Raw genomic sequence first — 21,719 nt, forward strand, 5'->3', positions numbered from 1 at the left:
CCCGTACGGGCCCGTCGCACCCCCGCTGCCGGCGACGGCCTAGGAGATGAAGTCGTGCACCTGCTCGTACACGCCGTGGTCGTTGTTCATGTCGGTGTGCGAGATGCAGCCGACGTCGACGTTGGTGGCCCCGCTCAGCTCCGCCGAGGTGTCCGGGTCGATCGCCGCGTCGCAGTCCGACCAGTACGCCGCGTAGGAGACGCTGCCCGGTGTCTCGTCACCGGAGTTGAGGGCGGTCAGGAAGGAACTGCCGGTCGTCATCTCCTTGCAGGAGGTGTAGAGCCATCCGCACAGCGAGGCGACGCTCGTCCCGTGGTTCACCCCGGCGACCGACACGAAGTGGTCCACGTACGCGGTGCCGCCGAGGTTCTTGAGGTAGTAGCGGCTGTTGAGCGCGCCCATGGAGTGGACCACCAGGTCCACCTTGGAGGCGCCCGTCCTGGAGAGGACGGACTGGATGTAGCTGGACAGCGTCGAGGCGGTGGTGACGTTCGACTTCGTCCAGTCGTACGAGATCGCGTACAGCTCGGAGGACGAGTAGCCGTCCGCCTCGAAGTCCGCGATCCAGTCGTCCCAGCTGGTGGAGTCGCTGCTCAGGCCGTGCACGAACACGATCGGGTCGTGGCTCGCCGCGTGCGCGGGAGTCGCGGCCAGGGGGAGTGACAGAAGGAGCGAACCGGCAGTCGCCGACAGAGCCGTTGCGATGCGACGCTTGGCGCGTTGCATGATGCCTCCTGAAACGGGTGGGGTTGTTCAGGAGTGTCAGGACGGGTCTACGCGCGCCGCATCGGTGAAGTCGCCAGTCTTTACGAGTCAACTAACTCGCCAGTAACGTCTTTGGTGTGGTGATACCGGTGAACCCCCCACCTCTCGACCGCACTTCGCCACCAGGGACCACCGACGCGGGGCCGTGCCCGGCTTCGGCGCTCCCCGACGGCGTCCGCACCAGGGTGCTCCGCCTCGTGTACGACGACCCGCGCGCCGCGGCCGAACTCGTGCCGCGCCTCACGGCACGCCAGGCCGCAGGCGCCGACCCGCTGCCCGTCGAACCGGCCGAACTGGCACCGCGGTTGCTGCATGCCCTGCGCCGGGAGATCCGGGCCCTGCCCGACGACACCCGGCGGTTGCTGCTCCTCGCCGCCGCCGACCAGTACCCCGTCGCCACCCACGCCTTCCTGCGCGCGGTCACCGCCGTCCGGGCGGACACCCGCCCGCTGGAGGCGGCCGAGACCGCCGGGGTCGCCCACGCCAGCGCCGGCGGGGTGTTCTTCCGGGACGCCTGGACCCGGATCGCCGCCTACGAGACCGCCTCACCCGCGGACCGGCGCGCCGCCCACCAGCTGCTGGCCCGGGTGCTCGGAGGCAAGGGCGAGACGACCCGCCGCTCCTGGCACCGGGGCGCCGCCGCCCTCGGCCCCAGCGCCCGGCTCACGGCGGAACTCCGCCCGGCCGCCGACCGGGCCCGCGCCGAGGGCAGACCCGCGCTCGCCCGGGCCCTCGCCGAACGCGCCGCCGAACTCAGCCCGGACCCGGTCGCCGAGGCCCGGCTGCTCGCGCTGGCCGCCGCCGACGCCTGGCGCTCCGGAGAACCCGACCGGGCCAGACGGCTGGCCGCCCGCACCGACAACTCCGCCCTCGACGGGGTGCTCGCGCTCAGGACGGGCAACGCCGCCGAGGCCTTCGACGCCCTGCTCACCGCCGCCGTCCGGCAGGAACGTTCCGCCGATGCCGCCGGACTGCTCGCCCTCGCCACCGAGGCCGCCGTCTACACCGGCGACCTCAGACGCTGCCGCGAGGCCCAGGTCATCGCCCACTGGCTGGGGCTCGCACCGTCCGGCGTGCTCGCCGGACTGGCCGCCGCCGTCGAGGGCCGCTACGACGAGGCGCGCGACCTCCTCAAGGGCACCGCAGGCCGCTGCGGACCCGGCGGCGACCCCGGTCCGCTGATCCACGCCGCTGTCGCGGCGCTGCTGCTCGGCGACCCCACCCGGGCCGCCACCGCCACCCTGCGGGCTGCCGCCTCCGCCCGGGCGCGCGGCACCCCTGGGAGGGTCGTCCAGGCCATGGAGTTCCGCGTCTACGCCGACTTCTGGACCGGCCGCACCCGGGCCGCCGAGGCCACCGCCCAGGAGGCCCTTGACCAGGCCCACGCCATCGGGCAGGACAACGGGGCCTGCCATCTCCAAGCCGCGCTCGCCATGTTCGCCGCCGTCACGGGCGACGAGGAGGCCTGCCGGGACCGCGCGGCGGCCGTCCGCCCGTACGCCCTGGCGCACGGACTCGGTCTGCCGGCCGCCCTCGCCCAGTGGGCGCTCGCCTTCCTCGACCTCACCCACGGCCGCTTCCCGGCGGCGGCCGCCCGGCTGCGCGCCCTCGCAGGGTTCGGCCCCGGCCACGGACACCGGGCGATCCGGCACCTGGCCACCCCGCACTACGTCGAGGCCGCCGTACGCACCGGCGACACCAGGGTGGCCCGCGCCGCGCACGCCGACTACGACCGCTGGGCCACGGCCGTCCGCAGCCCCGACGACCTCGCGCTCAGCGCCCGCTGCCGGGCCCTGCTCGCCCCCGGCGCCGAGGCGGTCCCGCACTACCGCACCGCCCTCGACCTGCACGCCCGCGGTACCCGGGACTTCGAACGCGCCCGTACCGAGCTGCTGTTCGCCGGTGCGCTGCGCCGGATCCGGCAGCGCACCGAGGCCCGGGACCGGCTGCACAGCGCCCTGGAGGCCTTCGAGTCCTTCGGTGCCCCGCACTGCGCGGCCCAGGCCCGCGCCGAACTCCGCGCCCTGGGAACGCCGTTTGCGCCCCACCCGGGCGCCGATCCGGCCGCCGTGCTCACCGCGCAGCAGCTCATGGTGGCCCGGATGGCCGCCGAGGGCGCCACCAACCGGGAGATCGCCGACCGGCTCAACCTCAGCCCGCGCACCATCGACCACCATCTGCGGGGCGTCTTCAGCCGGTTGGGGATCCGGTCCAGGATCGAACTGGTACGGCTGCTGGGGGAGTCGCCCTAGGGATTTTCGGGATTCCGGTCGGGTGCGGAGTCGGTCGGGTGCGGCGCCGTCGTGGCTGGTCGCGCAGTTCCCCGCGCCCCTTCAGGGCGCCCGGTGGAGCGCCCCTTCAGGGGCGCGGGGAACTGCGCGACCAGCCCCCACACAGCCGCACCCGAGCGACGGACCGTCGGTCTACGCCGCTTCCCGCGCCCGGAACGCCTCCGCGTCCCAGTTGCCGTCCAGGCGTGCCGACAGCCAACTCGGCGCCACCGCACGGAACTCCGCGGGCGACAGAGCCCCCGCGCCGGCGGGCAGCGCGCCCAGCAGCGGGGCGCCGGCCACCTCCGGGAGGTCCGCGACATTGCAACGGGACGCCAGGTCAGGTGAGTCGGGCCAGCTGCCGATCACGACGCCCAGCAACTCCAGCTCACGGGCGCGCAGTTCGCGGGCCGTCAGCTCGGTCGTGTTGAGCGTGCCGAGCCCGGCCGACGCCACCAGCAGCACCGGCGCGTTCAGCAGCCGGGCCACGTCCGCCAGCGTGCCGCCCGCCTCGTCGAACCGGACGAGCAGCCCGCCCGCGCCCTCGACCAGCACCAGATCGTGCTCGGTGGCCAGCTTGGCGGCGGCCTCCGCCACGTCCTGCGGACGCACCGGGCGCAGGCCCGCCCGCCTGGCCGCCGTACCGGGCGCCAACGGCTCGGGGAAACGGGCCACTTCGGCCGCCGTCACGGCGCCTGCGAGCCGTGCGACCTCGTCGGCGTCCCCGCGCTCGTCCGGTCGTACCCCGGTCTGCGCGGCCTTGAGGACCGCCACGGAGCGGCCGGCCGCGACCGCGGCGGCGGCGACCGCGGCCGTGGTGACGGTCTTGCCGACCTCCGTGCCCGTCCCCGTGATCACCAGGATCGGCATGCTCATCCCTCCCGCGCCGCGGCGCACACCGCGCGCGTGATCCGTGCCAGGTCCGCGTCGTCCGTGACGTACGGCGGCATCGTGTACACCAGGTCGCGGAAGGGCCGCAGCCACACGCCCTCGCGTACCGCGGCCGCCGTCGCGGCCTTCATGTCGATCTCGTGGTCGAGCTGGACCACCCCGATCGCCCCGAGGACACGCACGTCCCGGACGCCGGGGAGCCCACGGGCGGCCGCGAGTCCCTCCCGCAGGCCCGTCTCGATCCGCTTCACCTCCGCCGCCCAGTCCTGCCCGAGCAGCAGCCCCAGCGAGGCGCAGGCCACCGCGGCGGCGAGCGGATTGCCCATGAACGTCGGGCCGTGGGCGAGCACCGGCACCTCGCCCCGTGAGATCCCCTCGGCCACCCGGGGCGTGCACAGTGTCGCCGCCATGGTCAGGTAACCACCGGTCAGCGCCTTGCCCACGCACATCACGTCCGGGGTGACGGCCGCGTGGTCCGCCGCGAACAGGGCGCCCGTCCGGCCGAAGCCGGTCGCGATCTCGTCGAACACCAGCAGCACGTCGTGCGCGTCGCACGCCTCGCGCAGCACCCGCAGGTAGGCGGGGGAGTGGAAGCGCATCCCGCCCGCGCCCTGCACCACCGGCTCCACGATCACCGCGGCCAGTTCATGGGCGTGCCGCTCGATCATGGAGCGCAGACCGTCGGCGTACGACTCGTCGTACTCGGCCGGGGGCGCGTCCGCGAACACCTGGCGGGGCAGCACCCCGGACCAGAGCTCGTGCATCCCGCCCTCGGGGTCGCACACCGACATCGGCTGCCAGGTGTCGCCGTGGTAGCCGCCGCGCCAGGTCAGCAGGCGCTGTTTCGCCGGGCGGCCGAGCGAACGCCAGTACTGGAGGCACATCTTGACCGCGACCTCGACGGACACCGAGCCGGAGTCGGCCAGGAAGACGTGCTCCAGACCCTGCGGAGACATGTCGACAAGGAGCTTCGCCAGCCGGACGGCGGGCTCGTGGGTGAGCCCGCCGAACATCACATGGCTCATCCGCCCCAGCTGCCCGCGCGCGGCCTCGTTGAGCACGGGGTGGTTGTAGCCGTGGATCGCCGACCACCAGGACGACATCCCGTCGACCAGTTCGCCCGAGCCGTCCGCGAGCCGCAGCCGCACCCCGCTCGCCGACTCCACGACGAGCGGTTCGGCCCGGCCGGGCATCGGACCGTACGGATGCCAGACGTGCCGCCGGTCGAGGTCGAGCAGTTCGGGGACGCTCAGGTCAGGCATTGGGCGCGAGATCCGTCCCGGCACCCCGGCGGCGGACGGCGACCAGGTCCGTGCGCGGCTCGTTGACGGCGGCCGTACCGCGGACGTCCTCGTGGGAACCGCAGCCCGACCCGCACCCGGCGTCGGCGTGCGACCCGCAGCCGGCATCCGCGTGCGACCCGCAGCCGGCGCCCCCGGCCGCCGCCCGGTGCTCCGGCAGCGTCACCTCGTCCGAGCCCTCCACCACGAACCCGGCGTCCGCGATCATCTCCAGGTCGGCCTGGCCGGCCTGCCCCTCGGTGGTCAGGTAGTCACCGAGGAAGATCGAGTTGGCCAGGTGCAGCGCGAGCGGCTGCATGGTGCGCAGATGAACCTCGCGGCCGCCCGCGATCCGCACCTCGACGTCCGGGCAGACGAACCGGACCATCGCGAGGATGCGCAGACAGCGCTGCGGGGTGAGGTTCCACTCCTTGGCCAGCGGCGTGCCCTCGACCGGGATCAGGAAGTTGACCGGCACCGAGTCCGGGTCCAGCTCGCGCAGCGAGAAGACCACGTCGACCAGGTCCTCGTCCGACTCGCCCATGCCGGCGATCAGCCCGGAGCAGGCCGAAAGGCCGGCCGCGTGCGCCTTGTTGACCGTGTCCACCCGGTCGGCGTACGTGTGCGTGGTCGTGATGTCCCCGTACGTCCCCTCGGACGTGTTGAGGTTGTGGTTGTAGGCGTCCGCGCCGGCCTCGCGCAGCCGCTCGGCCTGGCCGTCGGAGAGCAGACCGAGGCAGGCGCACACCTCGACGCCCTCGTTCTGCTCCTTGATCGCCTTGATGGTGCCGGCGACCCGGTCCACGTCCCGGTCGGTCGGACCGCGTCCGGAAGCCACCAGGCAGACCCGCTTGGCGCCCCCGGCGAGGCCCGCGGCGGCCGCCTTGGAGGCCTCGTCGGGTTTCAGCCAGGAGTACTTCAGGATCCCGGTCGAGGAGCCGAGGCGCTGCGAGCAGTACGAGCAGTCCTCCGGGCACAGGCCCGACTTGAGGTTGACCAGATAGTTGAGTTTCACGCGCCGGCCGAACCACTGCCGGCGCACCTTGCCGGCCGCGGCCACCACGTCGAGCACGTCGTCGTCGGAGGTCGCCAGCACGGCGAGCGCTTCCTCGCGGGTCGGCAGCTCGCGCCGAAGCCCCTTGTCCACCAGCGTGTTCAGCAGGTCCATGAGAGCCGATCCTGTACTACGAGACTGCCCGGGGCCAAGGAGAGTTCGCACAACCCTGGCAGATCGACATGTGGGTATCACCACACACTGGGTGCCTGGCGGTCCCGCTAGGGTCTGTTCATTGCCTACAAAATCACCGGAGGGGTCGTGGCGTTCGGCTGGATCGACGAACAGGCGGAACTGCGCCGCCGCGCCGGACTCGTACGGACCCTGCGCCCCCGGCCCGCCGACTCGCCGCTGCTGGACCTGGCGAGCAACGACTACCTGGGCCTCGCCCACCACCCCGAGGTCGCCGAGGGCGCGGCCGAGGCCGCCCGGACCTGGGGCGGCGGCTCCACCGGCTCCCGGCTGGTCACCGGCACCACGGAACTGCACACCGAGCTGGAGCGGGAGCTGGCCGGATTCTGCGGTTTCGAGGCGGCCCTGGTCTTCTCCTCCGGTTACGCGGCGAACCTCGCCGCCGTCACCACGCTCGGCCCGCACGGCTCCCTGATCGTCTCCGACGCCCTCAACCACGCCTCCCTGATCGACGGCTGCCGGCTGGCCCGCGGCACCACCCAGGTGGTGGGACACGCCGACCCGGACGCCGTGCGCAAGGCGCTCGGGACCCGCTCGGGACCCGCGGTGGTCGTCTCCGACACGGTCTTCTCGGTCGACGGCGACGCGGCCCCGCTGGCCGCGCTGGCCGAGGCGGGGCGGGAGCACGGTGCCGGCCTGCTCGTGGACGACGCCCACGGGCTCGGGGTGCTCGGGGACGGCGGCCGGGGCGCGGCGTACGCGGCCGGGCTCGCCGGCGCCGCCGACGTGGTGGTCACCGCGACCCTGTCCAAGTCGCTGGGCAGCCAGGGCGGAGTGGTGCTGGGCCCGGCGCGGGTGATCGACCACCTGGTGAACGCGGCACGGACCTTCATCTTCGACACCGGCCTCGCCCCCGCCGCCGCGGGTGCCGCGCTGGCGGCGCTCCGGCTGCTGCGGCGTGAGCCCGGCCGCGCGGCCCGGGCCCGCGAGGTGGCCGCCGAACTGCACGCACGCCTGACCACCGCGGGTCTGGCGGCGGTACGGCCGGACGCCGCGGTGGTCTCCGTGCGGGCCCCGTCCCCGGAGCAGGCCGTGCGGTGGGCGGCCGACTGCCGGTCGGCCGGCCTGGCCGTGGGCTGTTTCCGTCCGCCTTCCGTGCCGGACGGCATCTCACGGCTCAGGCTGACCGCCCGTGCCGACCTCTCCGGGGCCGAGATCGAACGCGCTGTACGTGTGATCGGCGAGACACGACCATGAGTCGGCGTGACACGGCCGGGCCTTGCGCGAATGCGGATACGGAACCGGTTACCGTCTGATCAGCCGGTGAGCGTGGCCACGAAACCCGCCCAGCTCTCGGGGGAGAAGAGCAGCGCGGGCCCGGCCGGGTGCTTGGAGTCGCGCACGGCGAGCAGTCCGGCCGGTGGGCCGGAGCACGGCCGGGCCGTCTCCACGCAGTTGTTCGCTCCGGTGCTGTAGCTGCTGCGCAGCCATCGCACACCGTGCAGATCAGTACTTGAAGGTACGTTCCGAGGCAGTGCAGTCATGGTGCCTCCTTACGCGCCGTCACCTATCCCGGCGATGTAATCCAACGAGTCCTCGGGCGAAAGGGCGTGGATCTGAAGGGTGTTGAAGGCCTCCGCATAGGCCTGGAGGTCTTCTTTCCGTTCGAGGTAGAGGCTACTCGTCAACTGGTCGAGAACAACCACATCCAGATCAGAAGTGCTCGGAAATGAGAAGATTACGAAAGGCCCGGTGATGCCCACATGGGCCCCGGCCGCGAACGGCAGCACCTGGAGCCGTACCTGGGGCAGCCGGGCCGCCTCCGTCAGCCGCTCCAGCTGGCGCGCCATCACCCCCGGACCGCCCACCTCGCGGCGCAGCACCGCCTCGTCGAGGACCGCGCTCAGTCTCAGCGGCGGATCGCCCCGCAGCACGTCCTGCCTGGCCAGGCGCACCTCCACCAGGGCGTCCAGGGCCTCGTCGTCGAGCCCGTCGGCGGCCACCCGGGTCACCGCGCGGGCGTACTCGGGGGTCTGCAGCAGCCCCGGCACCACCGAGGTCTCCAGCGTGCGCATGGTGTCGGCCTGCGACTCCAGGCTGATGAAATCCCGGTAGGCGGGCGGCAGCACCCCCCGGTAGGCGTGCCACCAGTGATGTCGTCCCGCCGTGTCCTCCGACCCCGCCAATACCAGCAGCAACTCGCGCAGTTGTCCCTCGGCCACCCCGTAGGCGTCGAGCAGTAACCGCACATCGGCCGGTTTCACACCGCTGGCGCCCGTCTCGATCCGGCTCACCTTCGACTGGTGCCAGCCCACCAGACGGGCGGCCTCACCGCTCGTGAGACCCGCACCGGTGCGCAGCATGCGCAGTTCGGTGCCCAGTTTCCGACGGCGTACCGCGGGACCGTTCTGCATGGGCTACTCCTTACTCCTACCAAGCCACCCAAATACGGTCCGGTGTCGCAGAGTTCACCGCTTCGAGCGACAGATATATGCACATCTTGGTGGATCGCTCCCCGTGACCGGCCCGGTAATGGCAGTCTGACGAAGAAGCACCAGTCCGGGACCGTACTCGAACCATCCGCAGCGTGTCGGACTCCGGTCCCGAGGAAAGGGACGACGTCGCCATGGCCGACCACCTGGAAGCATCCGTCACCCTGCAGAGCGACCCCGCCTCGGTCTCCACGGCCCGGTCCTATGTGCTGGACACCCTCGCGGAGTGGGGACTGCCACCGGAGACGGAAACGGCGGACACCATCCGCCTCATCGTCTCGGAACTCGCCACCAACGCCGTACAGCACACCTTCGGGCAGTCACCCACCTTCACGGTGGACCTCGTCCTCGACCGTGACGAACGGCTGCGCGTCGGCGTCACGGACAGTCATCCGCGCTTCCCCAAGAGACTTCCCGCCGCGGTCCAGCAGGACAACGGCCGCGGCATGGTCATCATCCGCTGGCTCACCGCCGAGTGCGGCGGCAAGCTCCGGGTCCGCCCCACCCGGGAGGGCGGCAAGACGGTCTTCATCGAACTGCCCTGGACGGTCCCGGCCCACCCCGTCACCGCGGCCGGCCAGCAGGAGCCGTAGCCCTGAGCCCCTGCCGGCCGGCGCGCGGCGGGGTCAGCTGACCCGGCCGTACCAGACGCTCCTCGTCCAGATCTTCTGGAGCTTCACCACGTCCCCGGTCTTCGGGGCGTGCCAGATCTTTCCCTTCCCGGCGTAGATGCCGACGTGGTACACGCTGGAACCCGAGTGGAAGAAGACCAGGTCCCCGGCCTTGCGGTGGCCGGCCGAGATGTGACGGGTCTTGTTGTACTGCTGGGCCGCCGTACGAGGCAGGGTCTTGCCCGCCTTCTTGAACGAGTACAGCGTGAGCCCGGAGCAGTCGAACCGGTTCGGCCCGGTGGCGCCCCACCGGTAGGGCGAGCCCTTTTTCGAGGCAGCGACCTGAAGTGCCTTCGTCGCCATCGTGGCCGCCGAGGCGTCGGAGGCGACACCGGGGATCACGATCGAGCCGCCGACGGCGGCGATGGTCAGGGCCGAGGCCGTACCGGCCCGGGCCATGAGCGACGGAACACGATTGAGCGCAGTCATGCGCAACCCTTCGTCAGCCGCCTGTGAAGGATGACCTGTCGGATTCGGGCTGGCGAAGTTGCCCGGCCGCGTTGCCACGGCTTCACCCCAAGGGCTGCTCGGGCCGGTCATGGCGTGACCGTTCCGGCGACCCGTCGTGCTTGGGTCCTCCACTCCTGCCGATGCACTTCTGTCGACGTCATCCGGGCGGCGGCAGGACTCGGCGTCCGCCCGGACCGCCCCGCCTTGGTAGCGGGGGCTTGTCGTCAGACAGGGATCTTCACGCACTCGTGTCCGAAAATCCCAATGGAATCGGGGATTTGTGGGGTTACTCACCACCCACCCGTTCGGGTGGACAGCCCTGTGTTCGATTATCCGTCAACTCGACTGCGTAGCCCCGGACCTGCGCCGAAGCGCTCCATGAGCACCCGAGCGCGGGCCAGTCGAGCGGTCCGTTCGGTCAGGTAAAACCACGCCACGCTCCGCCGAACGGCGGTAACCCTTTTGGGTCGTTTCAACTCCGGCCCGGGCGTGGCGTCGACACGTGGACCGGACTCCTGCGGAGTTCACCGTACGCAGTCGGGCGGGAGTACGACGCGAGCGGTCCGGCGCTCGCCGTCGAGCACCCGTAACGCCCGTGCCAGCGTGTCCCCGTGCAGCTCCGTCTCGCCCCGCCGGTGCATCAGCGCCAGCGCGTCGCGCAGCTCGGACGCCGCGCGCACCAGCGCCTGCGCGGCGCGCAGTCCGCGGTAGGTGTCCTCGTTCTGCGCCGGGTTGATGCGGCCCAGCAGGTCGACCACGTCCAGGTAACGGTCGATCAACTCGCCCTCGGCGCGGGTCAGCGCGGGCAGCGGCGGCAGCTCCGGTGGCAGCATCGGCGGCTCAGCCCGCGTGCGGACGGCCGAGCGGCGGCCGGTGGCTGGGCATGACCCGGTCCACCAGTCCGTACTCCAGAGCTCCCGGCGCGTCCAGGACCAGGTCCCGTTCCAGGTCCCGGTGGACCTGCTCGGGGGTGCGCCCGGTGTGCCGCACGAGCATCGCCTCCAGCATCCCGCGGACCCGCTCCAACTCCGTCGCCTGGATGAACAGATCACTCGGCTGGCCCTGTACCGGTTCCGGCAGCGCCGGTTGCCGGAGCACGATGCGCGCGCCGGGCAGCACCGAGCGTTTGCCCGGCGCGCCCGCCGCGAGCAGCACCGCGGCCGAGGTGCCGGCCTGGCCCAGGCAGACGGTCTCCACCTCGCAGGTGACGTACTGGACCGTGTCGTAGATGGCGGCCATCGCGCTGAACGAGCCGCCGGGGGAGTTGATGTACAGCGAGATGTCCCGCTCCGGGGCCGCGTGCTCCAGGTACATGAGCTGCGCCATCACGTCGTTGGCCGAGGTCTCGTCGACGGGGGTGCCCAGGAAGACGATCCGCTCCTCCAGCAGCTTGGAGTACGGGTCCAGGGTCCGCTGTCCCGCGGTGGTGCGTTCGGTGAACTCCGGCAGGACGTAGCGGGCGGACGGTCGGGTCATGGCGTACCACTCCTCGCGGCTGGGCATCTCGGCGGCCGGGCCGGCTGCCACCGGCTGTCTGTAAAAAATGTACAGGACGTACAGGGTCCTGGGTGGGGATTCCGCTGTCGCCGAACAAGAGGTGTTGTCGGGGCCGCCCCGTAAGCTGGGGTGTATGGCCTACGAGATTCCGGTGACGCAAGCCAGGGCTGAGCTCGCCGAACTGATCAACCGGGTGGTGTACGGCGGTGAGCGCGTCGTCGTGACGCGGCACGGCAAGCCGCTGGTGGCCCTCGTCTCCGCCGCCGACCTGGAGCGCCTCGAAGAGCTCTCGGAAGCCGTCGAGGGCCAGGTGGTCAGCTCGGTCTCCGGCGTGCGCGAGACCGCCGCCGTACGCCCCGAACGCGGCCGTTTCGGCATCGCGGCCGAGCACCGGGGAGCCACGGGCTCCTGATCGCGGGCGCGGCACCGGCACGGCACCAGGAAAACGCATCGGCCCTCCCCGGGGCGCCCGGGGAGGGCCGACGCCGTACGCCCGGCCCCGGGGGCCATACGACCCGTTCGGGCGGCCGGCGGCGGACGGGCGACCCGTTCGGCCCAATCGCGCGCCCCATGTGCCGGTGATGAAGTGATCAAGGTCCGGTTAACGTCACCGAAACTCCGGCGAACTAGCCTGCCGACCACGCCACCAGGGGTTTCCCTGGCCCGATGGGGTTCGCCCGATGGGGTTCGCGAGCCCGATTCGCCGCGGTGGCTGCGGCAACCGGACCCCGCACGGTCCGGAGCGAGGACTGTGAGGTGGGACGTGCAACTGACCCCGCACGAGCAAGAGCGGCTGCTGATCCATGTGGCGGCCGACGTGGCAGAGCGGCGCCGGGCCCGCGGCCTGCGGCTGAACCACCCCGAGGCGGTGGCGCTCATCACGTCGCACATCCTCGAAGGCGCACGTGACGGCCGTACCGTCGCCGAACTGATGGCCTCCGGGCGGAAGCTGCTCACCAGGGACGACGTCATGGAGGGCATCCCCGAGATGATCCACGACGTGCAGGTCGAGGCGACCTTCCCGGACGGCACCAAACTCGTCACCGTCCACGACCCGATCGTCTGAGAGGCCGCCGATGATTCCCGGAGAGGTCCTCTTCGCCGACGGGCCGGTCGTGTACAACGCGGGCCGCGAGGTCACCTTGCTGTCCGTCCTGAACGCCGCCGACCGGCCCGTCCAGGTCGGCTCCCACTACCACTTCGCCGAGGCCAACCCCGGACTGGAGTTCGACCGGGCCGCGGCGCGCGGCAAGCGGCTGAACATCGCCGCCGGCACCGCCGTCCGCTTCGAGCCCGGCATCCCGGTGGACGTCGAACTCGTCCCGCTCACCGGCGCCCGCGTGGTGCCCGGCCTGCGCGGGGAGACCGGAGGTGCCCTCGATGCCTGAGATCTCCCGCGCCGCCTACGCCGACCTGTTCGGCCCGACCACCGGCGACCGGATCCGGCTCGCCGACACCGACCTGCTCGTGGAGATCGAGGAGGACCGCTCCGGCGGCCCCGGGCTCGCCGGCGACGAGGCGGTCTTCGGCGGCGGCAAGGTCATCCGCGAGTCCATGGGGCAGTCGCGCGCCACGCGGGCGGAAGGCACGCCCGACACGATCATCACCGGTGCCGTGATCATCGACCACTGGGGCATCGTCAAGGCCGACGTCGGCATACGCGACGGACGGATCACCGGGATCGGCAAGGCCGGCAACCCCGACACCATGGACGGGGTGCACCCGGACCTGGTCATCGGGCCCGAGACCGAGGTCATCGCCGGCAACGGCCGGATCCTGACCGCCGGTGCCATCGACGCCCACGTCCACTTCATCTGCCCGGGGATCGCCGACGAGGCGCTGGCGGCGGGAGTCACCACCCTCGTGGGCGGCGGCACGGGCCCCGCCGAGGGGTCCAAGGCGACCACCGTCACCCCCGGCCCGTGGCACCTCGCCCGGATGCTGGAGGCGATGGAGCAGTACCCGCTCAACATCGGCTTCCTCGGCAAGGGCAACACCGTCTCGCACGAGGCGATGCTCTCGCAGATCCGGGGCGGGGCGCTGGGCCTGAAGCTGCACGAGGACTGGGGCTCGACACCGGCCGTCATCGACGCGGCCCTGACCGTCGCCGACCGGACGGGCATCCAGGTCGCCATCCACACCGACACCCTGAACGAGGCGGGCTTCGTCGGGGACACCCTCGCCGCGATCGGCGGGCGCGGGATCCACGCCTACCACACCGAGGGCGCGGGCGGCGGGCACGCGCCGGACATCATGACCGTCGTCTCCGAGCCGCACGTGCTGCCGAGTTCGACGAACCCGACCCGCCCGTACACGGTGAACACCGCCGAGGAACACCTCGACATGCTGATGGTGTGCCACCACCTGAACCCGGCGGTACCGGAGGACCTGGCCTTCGCCGAGTCACGGATCCGGCCGTCGACCATCGGGGCCGAGGACGTGCTCCACGACCTCGGCGCGATCTCCATCATCTCCTCCGACGCCCAGGCCATGGGCCGGGTCGGCGAGGTGATCCTGCGGACCTGGCAGACCGCCCACGTGATGAAGCGGCGGCGCGGCGCGCTGCCCGGCGACGGCCGGGCCGACAACCGCCGGGTCCGGCGCTATGTCGCCAAGTACACGATCAACCCGGCGATCGCCCAGGGACTGGCCCGTGAGGTCGGCTCGGTGGAGACCGGGAAACTGGCCGATCTCGTGCTCTGGGAGCCCGCGTTCTTCGGGGTCAAGCCGCAACTCGTCGTCAAGGGCGGGCAGATCGCCTACGCGCAGATGGGCGACGCCAACGCCTCCATCCCGACGCCCCAGCCGATCCTGCCGCGTCCCATGTACGGGGCGATCGGGCGGGCGCCGGCCGCCAACTCCTTCAACTTCGTCGCCCCGCTCGCCGTCGAGGACGGCCTGCCGGAGCGGTTGCAGCTGGGGAAGCGGTTCGTGGCCATCGAGTCGACCCGTGGGGTGACCAAGGCGGACATGCGCGAGAACGACGCGCGTCCGAGCGTACGGGTCGATCCCGACAGCTTCGCCGTGCACATCGACGGGGAGCTGGTCGAGGCGACACCGGCCGCCGAACTGCCCATGGCCCAGCGTTACTTCCTGTTCTGAGAGCAGAGGTACGGGATGTCACGGGCAGCGTTGCTGGTGCTGGCCGACGGCCGCTTCCCCGCCGGAGGGCACGCGCACTCCGGCGGGGCGGAGGCGGCCGTCAGGGCCGGGCGGATCACCGGGGCGGCGAGCCTCGAGGAGTTCTGCCGGGGGCGGCTGCACACCGCCGGACTGACCGCGGCCGCCCTCGCCGCGGCCGCCGTACTCGGGCTGGAGGTGCGGATGCTGGACGCGGCGGCCGACGCGCGGACGCCGTCGCCGGCGCTCCGGGGCGCCGCCCGCAGACTCGGCCGGCAGCTGCTGCGGGCCGCCCGTGCGACCTGGCCGAGCCCCGAACTCGACGCCGTCGCCGCGGAGTTCCCCAAGGGGGCTCACCAGCCCGTGGTCCTCGGAGTGGTGGCCCGGACGGCCGGGCTGCCGGCGCGGGACGCGGCCTTCTGCGCGGCGTACGAGTGCGTGAGCGGGCCGGCCACGGCGGTGGTGCGGTTGCTGAGCCTGGATCCGTTCGAGGCGACGGCCGTGCTGGGGCGGCTGGCGCCGGAGGTGGACCGGGTGGTCGACCGGGCGGTGGAGGCGGCACGCGAGGCGGTCGACGGTGGCGTCGACGCGCTGCCGGCGGCGTCGGCGCCGCTGCTGGAGATCGGGGCGGAGTGGCACGCGGGGTGGGCGGTGCGGTTGTTCGCGTCGTAGCCGTTCCCGACGGCACACCTCCCCAGGCGCACCCACCCACGCGCACCTCCAACGCGCACCCACCACGCGCAGCCCCCGCGCGCGCCTCCAACGCGCACCCCCCCGTGCGCGTCCCCTCGGAAGGACCCCCTGGACGGGCTGACGGACAGAGCCCGCTGAACAAGGAGCCGTACATGCATCTCGACCACGACCACCAGCACGGTCCCGCCGCCGTCAGCGCCGACGCCCGTCGGCCCGACGGGACCCGGCGCGCGCTGCGGATCGGGCTCGGCGGACCCGTGGGGTCCGGCAAGACCGCCACCGTCGCCGCCCTGTGCCGGGTACTGCGGGACGAACTGTCGCTCGCCGTCGTCACCAACGACATCTACACCCGTGAGGACGCCGAGTTCCTGCTCCGGGAGGCCGTGCTGCCGCCCGAGCGGATCACCGCCGTCGAGACGGGGGCCTGTCCGCACACCGCGATCCGGGACGACATCTCGGCCAACCTCGAAGCCGTGGAGGACCTGGAGGAGGAGGTCGGCCCGCTCGATCTCATCCTCGTCGAGTCCGGCGGTGACAACCTCACGGCGACCTTCTCCAAGGGGCTCGTGGACGCGCAGGTCTTCGTGATCGACGTGGCCGGCGGCGACGACATCCCGCGCAAGGGCGGCCCCGGCGTGACCACCGCCGACCTGCTCGTTGTCAACAAGACGGACCTCGCGCCGTACGTGGGTTCCGACCTGGCGCGGATGGCCGCGGACGCGAAGGCGCAGCGCGCCGAACTGCCGGTGGTCTTCCAGTCGTTGCGCGGCGAGACCGGGGTCGCCGACGTGGCCCGGTGGGTGCGGGAGCGGCTCGCCGCGTGGACGGCGTGACCGGCACCGGCGTACGCGCGACCGCCCGGATCGTCGCGCGGGACGACGGGCGGGGCGCCACCTCGCTGCCCGTGCTGGAGGGCGAGGGGCCGCTGGCGCTGCGGCGCACCCGGAGCAGCGGTGCCGAGGCCCGGGTGACGGTCGTCGGGGCGATGAGCGGTCCGCTCGGCGGGGACCGGTTCGCCATCGGGGCGACGGTGGAGCGCGGGGCCCGGCTGCGGGTGGGGTCGGCCGCCGCGACCATCGCACTGCCGGGACAGGCCAAGGGCGAGGCCCGCTACGACGTCCGGCTCGACGTCGCCGACGGCGGTGAACTGCGCTGGCTGCCCGAGCAGTTGATCTCGGTCAAGGGAAGCGACCTGTACGTCACCACCCGGGTCGACGTGGCGGCGGGCGGCCGGCTCGTGCTGCGCGAGGAGCAGGTGCTCGGGCGGGCGGGGGAGGCGCCGGGGCGGCTGAGCAGCCGGCTCACCGTGCGGGTCGCCGGTGGCCTCGTACTCGACCAGGAGCTGGCCTGCGGGCCCGGGGCGCCGGGCGGCTGGGACGGGCCCGCCGTGCTGGCGGGACACCGTGCCGTGGGGCAACTCATCGTCGTACGGCCGGAGTTCGCCGCCGAGCCGGTGGCGGCGCGGATGCTGGGGGAGTGCGCCGCGCTCACCCCGCTCGCCGGGCCCGCCGTACTGGTGAGCGCGGTGGCGGCGGACGCGCTGCGGCTGCGCCGGGTGCTGGACGCGGCCTTGGGTGAATTGGGCGGCTGATCCGCTCAGCGGGACCCGATCATCCGGATATCGGATTGGTAAAGAACGGCTGACATGCCTTGTGCACAGGCGAGTCACAGCCGGAAAGATCCTCCCTGACGATTCGTAAAAATGAGCGGGGAGGGGCCCACTTGAGGGACAACTTCAGATCGAGGAGCCGTACGCTGGCGCTCGGTTCGGCGGGGGCGCTCGTCACCGCGAGCCTCATCACCGGGGCGCTCGCGGCCCCGGCGGCCGGTGCCGAGGTCCGGCACAGCGGCCAGGACCGGCAGCAGCAGGGCGCGGCGGTCGCCGCCGCGCGGGCCGCCAAGGCCGGTATCGACTGGGCGGACTGCCCGGCCGACTGGGGCTTCGAGAAGCCCATCCAGTGCGGCTGGGTCAGCGTGCCGCTCGACTACGCGAAGCCCAACGGCAAGCAGATCAAGCTGGCCGTCGACCGAATAGGCAACACGGGGACGAAGGCGGAGCGCCAGGGCGCGCTCGTCTACAACCCCGGCGGCCCGGGCGGCTCGGGGATGCGCTTCCCGCGCCGCGTCACCACCAAGAACCCGCTGTGGGTCAACACCGCGAAGGCGTACGACTTCGTGGGCTTCGACCCGCGCGGCGTCGGCCACTCCGCGCCCATCTCCTGCATCGACCCGCAGGAGTTCGTGAAGGCGCCCAAGGCCGACCCGGTGCCGGACACCGAGGCCGACAAGACCGCCCAGCGCAAGCTGGCCAAGGAGTACGCGGACGGCTGCGCCGAGCGCACCGGCAAGGCGATGCTCCAGCAGATGACCACCCCGAACACCGCCCGTGACCTCGACGTCATCCGGGCCGCGCTCGGCGAGAAGAAGCTCAACTACCTCGGTGTCTCCTACGGCACCTACCTCGGCGCCGTCTACGGCACGCTGTTCCCGGGGCACGTCCGCCGGATGATCGTCGACAGCGTCGTCAACCCGTCGCGCGAGAACATCTGGTACGAGGCCAACCTGGGCCAGGACATCGCCTTCGAGGGCCGCTGGAAGGACTGGGAGGACTGGGTCGCCGCCCACGACTCCGCCTTCCACCTGGGCACCACGCGGGACGCCGTCCAGGCCAAGTGGCTCCAGCTGCGGGCCACCGCCAAGGCGAACCCGATCGGCGGGGTCGTCGGCCCGGCCGAGCTGATCTCCTTCTTCCAGAGCGCCCCGTACTACGACTCCTCGTGGGTCCCGGTCGCCACGGTGTTCAGCAAGTACGTCGCCGGTGACACCCAGGCGCTGGTCGACGCCGCCGCCCCGGATCTCTCCGACACCGCGGGCAACATCTCCTCGGAGAACGGCAACGCCGTCTACACCGCCGTGGAGTGCACCGACGCCAAGTGGCCCACCAGCTGGCGGAAGTGGGACCGCGACAACACCGAGCTCAACAAGCAGTACCCGTTCATGACCTGGGCCAACGCATGGATGAACCTGCCCTGCGCCACCTGGCCGGTCAAGCAGCAGACCCCGGTGAACGTCGCCACCCACAAGGGTCTGCCGCCGGTGCTGATCGTGCAGTCCACGCGTGACGCCGCCACCCCGTACGAGGGCGCCGTCGAACTGCACAAGCGCTTCAAGGGCTCCCGGCTCATCACCGAGCAGGGTGCCGGCTCGCACGGCGTGACCGGCCTGGTCAACCCGTGCATCAACAGCCGTGTCGACACCTACCTGCTCACCGGCGACCTGGACGGCGCGGACGTGACCTGCACGCCGCACGCCACGCCGCAGCCGTAGGCACGTACGCACAGCGGTGAGGGGCGGCGGGAACACTCCCGCCGCCCCTTCGCCGTGCTCCGCGTGCGTCCTGAGACGTCAACTCAGCGGCGCCCGGGGGAACCTGCGCCCCTTCTCGCCCTTCGCCGCCGTCTGCTCGGCCTTGACGACCGCCGCGTACTGGTCGACGTACTCCTGCTCGGAGAGGGTCAGGATGGCGTACATGATCTCGTCGGTGATGGCCCGCAGGATCGCCTTCTCGCCCTCCATGCCCGCGTAGCGCGAGAAGTCCAGGGGCCTGCCGAAGCGGATCACGACGGGGTGGACGTTGGGGATGACCTTCCCGGGCGGCTGCGCCTCGAAGGTGCCGATCATCGCGCAGGGGATCACCGGGACGCCGGCCCGCAGCGCCATCACGGCGACCCCGACCTTGCCCTTGTACAGGCGGCCGTCGTGCGAGCGGGTGCCCTCCGGGTAGATGCCGAGCAACTCGCCCTTGTCCAGCACCCCGAGACCTTCCCGGATCGCGGCCTGGCCGGCCTCCTTGCCGGAGCGGTCCACCGGGATCTGGCCGGCGCTGCGGAAGAAGAACGCGGTCAGCCGCCCCTTCACGCCCGGTCCCGTGAAGTACTCCGCCTTGGCCAGGAAGGTGATGCGCCGCTTCAGGACGGCCGGCATCAGGAAGTGATCGGAGAAGGAGAGGTGGTTGCCCGCGACGATGGCCGGTCCCGACGCGGGCACGTGCTCCAGCCCCTCGATCCGGGGACGGAACACCACGCGCAACAGCGGCCCGAGCAGAACGTACTTGAGCAGGTAGTAGAACACGGCTCTCTCTCCTCACTTGACCAGTACCCGTTGGAACTGGTGTTTCCCCAGGTCAGATCAACTGTGGCGCTCCTGGGGTGATGTGCATCTGTCGTCATCTGCGGCCATGTTCGGTCAGCCTCATGCCGATACCTTGCTGAGTTATTTGATGGGTGGTCAGGTGATTCTTCACAAGCGGGCAGGCCAGGTCGGCGTCGGCGCCCCTCCGGGCGCGGTCGCCGGCCCGCCTGCGAGGAGAGACAGTGGGTCGAACATCGTGTCATTGGATTTCACCATGCGGGAGGCTGAGTAGTCGCCTGCGCCGCAGGTGGTAACTCGCGTCGCGAGGGCCGGGGCGATTCGCGTGCGTCGCCCGTGACGGCGCGCTTCGGGTGAAACCGATGTCGCTGCTGACTTCGCCAAAGGTTGAGCACTGTCAGGAGGCTGAGGCGGCCCGGGCGGTCTGTGGTGAACGCTGCCCCCGCCGATCTCGCGAGCTTTCGGCCGCCCGGATGCGGGCTTGCGGGCAGGCGCACCCGCTTTGGTATCCGGGTGTACCCGGATCGACTTCGCCCCCATTTGGTCTGCCCCGCTCAACCAGTGCTCACGGAGGCCGGCCGGCGAGGGAACGCGCTGTCCTCGGAGGTGCCGAGCAACACTGCCACCGTCGCGTTCGACGAGGGCCCGCGTGTGATCGGGTGGAGCCAGACGCGGGCCTGGCACAGCGAAGGCCGATCGACCGCTCCGTACTGAGGGGGTTGCAGCAGTGGCCAGCGGGATCGCCCTTCCTCTTCGCAGTGGTGCGCTCAGCTTCCCGGGGGTGGTTCGAAGGCTGTCGTGAGCGATCCTGGGGTCACCGGTGTGCGCTGGCCGCTGCCGGACACGGCAAGACGGGCGCCGTCCAAGGCGGGGTCGACGTAGGTCGCGAACCATTCGTCCAGCCGGGCGGCGAGTTCGGCGCGGACGGTGGCGTACCGGGGGAGGCCGGCGAGGTTGTGCTGCTCGCCTGGATCCGCGGTCAGGTCGTACAGCTCGTGCGGGCCGTGGGGGTAGCGGTGCACGTACTTCCAGCCCTCGGTGCGGATCATGCGGACGGGGCCGTACTCGTCGTAGACGACCACCCGGTCGTGGCCGAAGGTGCGGTCGGTGTCGGTGAGGAGGCCGGCGAAGGAGCGGCCGGGCAGGCGGGGGTCGGCGGTGTGGTCCAGGCCGAGGTGGTCGACGAGGGTGGGCAGGACGTCGTACTGCGACAGGAGGGCTTCGCAGACGCGTCCGCCGGGGACGCGGCCCGGCTGGGCCGCGATGAAGGGGACCAGCACCGAGCTGTCGTACATGTTCTGCGGGAACGTGCCGTTGCCCTTGCCCCAGATGCCGTGGTGGCCGGCGTTGAAGCCGTTGTCACTCGTGAAGATCACGAGTGTGGAGCCGGTGAGGCCGAGCGTGTCGAGCCGGTCCAGGACGCGGCCGACGGCGGCGTCCATCGCGGTGGTCGCCGCGAAGTAGCCGATGAGTGCCTGCCGGGTGTCGCTCTCCCCGCCGACCGGCGAGCCGTCCTCGGCGAGCGGCTGCCAGGGGTGCGGTGCGCCCTGGGGGCAGGTATCGAAGGCACAGTCCTTGTACAACTCGGTGTAACGGGTGGGGTGTTGGCCCTTCCAGGGCTTGTGCGGCGCGGTGAAGTGCAGGGAGAGGTGGAAGGGTTCGGGACGCTCCGACTCGGTGACAAGGAAGCGTTCGGCGTCCTCGGCCAGGGCGTCGGTGAGATAGTCCGGCTCCTCGGTGCGGACTCCGTCGCGGTACATGGGCGCTCCGCGGTAGGGCCCGCCGCCGCTCTCGTGGGCGTACCAGTGCACGAAGCCGGGGCGCGGCCGGTCGTTGGCGCCCAGGTGCCACTTTCCGCTGAGGCCGAGGCGGTAGCCGGCGTCGGCGAGCAGGTCGGTGAACAGGGTACGGCCGGCCAGGAAGTCGATGCCGGTACGGCCCGCGTGATGGTAGGAGAGCCAGTCGTGGACGCCGTGCTGGGAGGGCAGTTGGCCGGTGAACAGGGAGGCGCGGGCCGGCGAGCAGACCGGTGAGGTGCAGAAGAAGCGGTTGAGGCGGACGCCGCTCGCCGCGAGGGCGTCCAGCCGGGGGGTGCGGATCTCGTGGTTGCCGGCGCAGCCGAGGGCCCAGGGGCCCTGGTCGTCGGAGAGGATCAGCAGGACGTTGGGACGCTCCGGATCGCGGCTTGCCATGGTTCTCCCGGGCCTGGGGTGACGGGTGGCTGGCGAAGGGCCGGGACCGTGCGGTGCCGGCCC

General features: G+C 72.0%; 22 protein-coding genes and 1 riboswitch. Of the genes, 11 read left to right on the forward strand and 11 right to left on the reverse strand.

Going from position 1 to position 21,719, the window contains the following annotated elements:
- Positions 1–39: 39 nt before the first annotated feature.
- A complete protein-coding gene (locus MB828_RS06720; RefSeq protein WP_133024802.1) occupies positions 40–726 on the reverse strand; it encodes an esterase/lipase family protein in 687 nt (228 codons plus the stop codon).
- Between the two features lie 119 nt (positions 727–845).
- On the opposite strand from MB828_RS06720, the gene MB828_RS06725 reads away from it, so the two are divergent.
- Positions 846–3,017, forward strand: a complete 2,172-nt coding sequence (locus MB828_RS06725; RefSeq protein WP_301647489.1) for a helix-turn-helix transcriptional regulator — start codon at positions 846–848, stop codon at positions 3,015–3,017.
- A gap of 171 nt (positions 3,018–3,188) precedes the next feature.
- On the opposite strand, the gene bioD is transcribed toward MB828_RS06725, so the two are convergent.
- Genes bioD through bioB form a run of 3 tightly spaced genes read right to left on the reverse strand, consistent with a single transcriptional unit; the run spans position 3,189 to position 6,374 of the window.
- Positions 3,189–3,905 carry a dethiobiotin synthase gene (gene bioD, locus MB828_RS06730; protein ID WP_301647490.1) on the reverse strand — a complete coding sequence of 239 codons (717 nt, stop codon included), beginning with the start codon at positions 3,903–3,905 and terminating at the stop codon, positions 3,189–3,191.
- Between the two features lie 2 nt (positions 3,906–3,907).
- Complete coding sequence (locus MB828_RS06735; RefSeq protein WP_301647350.1) at positions 3,908–5,188, reverse strand: adenosylmethionine--8-amino-7-oxononanoate transaminase; 1,281 nt, start codon at positions 5,186–5,188, stop codon at positions 3,908–3,910.
- Positions 5,181–6,374 carry a biotin synthase BioB gene (bioB, locus tag MB828_RS06740; protein WP_301647351.1) on the reverse strand — a complete coding sequence of 398 codons (1,194 nt, stop codon included), beginning with the start codon at positions 6,372–6,374 and terminating at the stop codon, positions 5,181–5,183. Before bioB ends, MB828_RS06735 begins: the two co-directional genes overlap by 8 nt.
- 147 nt (positions 6,375–6,521) lie before the next feature.
- On the opposite strand from bioB, the gene MB828_RS06745 reads away from it, so the two are divergent.
- The gene (locus MB828_RS06745; RefSeq protein WP_301647352.1) at positions 6,522–7,649 is read left to right on the forward strand and encodes an 8-amino-7-oxononanoate synthase; all 1,128 of its coding nucleotides are present in this window, start codon (positions 6,522–6,524) and stop codon (positions 7,647–7,649) included.
- A 59-nt stretch (positions 7,650–7,708) separates the two neighbouring features.
- Here MB828_RS06745 and MB828_RS06750 read toward each other — a convergent pair whose 3' ends face one another.
- Together MB828_RS06750 and MB828_RS06755 are read right to left on the reverse strand one after the other, a co-directional pair.
- The gene (locus tag MB828_RS06750; protein WP_301647353.1) at positions 7,709–7,936 is read right to left on the reverse strand and encodes a DUF397 domain-containing protein; all 228 of its coding nucleotides are present in this window, start codon (positions 7,934–7,936) and stop codon (positions 7,709–7,711) included.
- 9 nt (positions 7,937–7,945) lie between these two features.
- The gene (locus MB828_RS06755; RefSeq protein ID WP_046730016.1) at positions 7,946–8,806 is read right to left on the reverse strand and encodes a helix-turn-helix domain-containing protein; all 861 of its coding nucleotides are present in this window, start codon (positions 8,804–8,806) and stop codon (positions 7,946–7,948) included.
- A gap of 212 nt (positions 8,807–9,018) precedes the next feature.
- Between MB828_RS06755 and MB828_RS06760 the strand changes: the two genes are divergently transcribed.
- Complete coding sequence (locus tag MB828_RS06760) at positions 9,019–9,477, forward strand: ATP-binding protein (RefSeq protein ID WP_301647491.1); 459 nt, start codon at positions 9,019–9,021, stop codon at positions 9,475–9,477.
- Positions 9,478–9,510: 33 nt separating this feature from the next.
- Here MB828_RS06760 and MB828_RS06765 read toward each other — a convergent pair whose 3' ends face one another.
- From MB828_RS06765 to MB828_RS06775, 3 genes are all read right to left on the reverse strand, one after another.
- A complete protein-coding gene (locus MB828_RS06765; RefSeq protein WP_046730014.1) occupies positions 9,511–9,984 on the reverse strand; it encodes a C40 family peptidase in 474 nt (157 codons plus the stop codon).
- A gap of 3 nt (positions 9,985–9,987) precedes the next feature.
- Positions 9,988–10,160, reverse strand: a riboswitch (cyclic di-AMP (ydaO/yuaA leader).
- 369 nt (positions 10,161–10,529) lie between these two features.
- On the reverse strand, positions 10,530–10,838 hold the full coding sequence (locus MB828_RS06770; RefSeq protein WP_133024808.1) for a hypothetical protein: 309 nt from the start codon (positions 10,836–10,838) through the stop codon (positions 10,530–10,532).
- A 7-nt stretch (positions 10,839–10,845) separates the two neighbouring features.
- Positions 10,846–11,481, reverse strand: a complete 636-nt coding sequence (locus MB828_RS06775; RefSeq protein WP_301647492.1) for an ATP-dependent Clp protease proteolytic subunit — start codon at positions 11,479–11,481, stop codon at positions 10,846–10,848.
- A 154-nt stretch (positions 11,482–11,635) separates the two neighbouring features.
- Here MB828_RS06775 and MB828_RS06780 point away from each other — a divergent pair, with 154 nt between their 5' ends.
- The 8 genes from MB828_RS06780 to MB828_RS06815 all read left to right on the forward strand — a co-directional run bounded on the left by MB828_RS06780 (position 11,636) and on the right by MB828_RS06815 (position 18,642).
- Complete coding sequence (locus MB828_RS06780) at positions 11,636–11,914, forward strand: type II toxin-antitoxin system Phd/YefM family antitoxin (protein ID WP_133024809.1); 279 nt, start codon at positions 11,636–11,638, stop codon at positions 11,912–11,914.
- Between the two features lie 351 nt (positions 11,915–12,265).
- Entirely contained in the window at positions 12,266–12,568 is a 303-nt protein-coding gene (locus tag MB828_RS06785; protein WP_046730081.1) for an urease subunit gamma, read from the forward strand.
- A 10-nt stretch (positions 12,569–12,578) separates the two neighbouring features.
- Positions 12,579–12,890, forward strand: a complete 312-nt coding sequence (locus tag MB828_RS06790) for an urease subunit beta (RefSeq protein WP_301647354.1) — start codon at positions 12,579–12,581, stop codon at positions 12,888–12,890.
- The gene (locus tag MB828_RS06795; protein ID WP_301647355.1) at positions 12,883–14,604 is read left to right on the forward strand and encodes an urease subunit alpha; all 1,722 of its coding nucleotides are present in this window, start codon (positions 12,883–12,885) and stop codon (positions 14,602–14,604) included. Before MB828_RS06790 ends, MB828_RS06795 begins: the two co-directional genes overlap by 8 nt.
- Before the next feature lie 15 nt (positions 14,605–14,619).
- Positions 14,620–15,294 carry an urease accessory protein UreF gene (locus MB828_RS06800; RefSeq protein WP_301647356.1) on the forward strand — a complete coding sequence of 225 codons (675 nt, stop codon included), beginning with the start codon at positions 14,620–14,622 and terminating at the stop codon, positions 15,292–15,294.
- A gap of 173 nt (positions 15,295–15,467) precedes the next feature.
- On the forward strand, positions 15,468–16,148 hold the full coding sequence (ureG, locus tag MB828_RS06805; protein WP_046730007.1) for an urease accessory protein UreG: 681 nt from the start codon (positions 15,468–15,470) through the stop codon (positions 16,146–16,148).
- On the forward strand, positions 16,145–16,906 hold the full coding sequence (locus tag MB828_RS06810) for an urease accessory protein UreD (protein WP_301647493.1): 762 nt from the start codon (positions 16,145–16,147) through the stop codon (positions 16,904–16,906). The genes ureG and MB828_RS06810 overlap by 4 nt, the downstream gene beginning before the upstream one ends.
- Positions 16,907–17,037: 131 nt before the next feature.
- Positions 17,038–18,642, forward strand: coding sequence for an alpha/beta hydrolase (locus MB828_RS06815; protein WP_301647357.1), 1,605 nt, complete (start codon positions 17,038–17,040; stop codon positions 18,640–18,642).
- A 78-nt stretch (positions 18,643–18,720) separates the two neighbouring features.
- On the opposite strand, the gene MB828_RS06820 is transcribed toward MB828_RS06815, so the two are convergent.
- On the reverse strand, positions 18,721–19,446 hold the full coding sequence (locus tag MB828_RS06820) for a lysophospholipid acyltransferase family protein (RefSeq protein WP_301647358.1): 726 nt from the start codon (positions 19,444–19,446) through the stop codon (positions 18,721–18,723).
- A gap of 785 nt (positions 19,447–20,231) precedes the next feature.
- A complete protein-coding gene (locus MB828_RS06825) occupies positions 20,232–21,656 on the reverse strand; it encodes a sulfatase-like hydrolase/transferase (protein ID WP_301647359.1) in 1,425 nt (474 codons plus the stop codon).
- Between the last annotated feature and the right edge of the window lie 63 nt (positions 21,657–21,719).

The sequence above is a fragment of the Streptomyces arenae genome (assembly GCF_022343545.1).
GTDB lineage: Bacteria > Actinomycetota > Actinomycetes > Streptomycetales > Streptomycetaceae > Streptomyces > Streptomyces humi.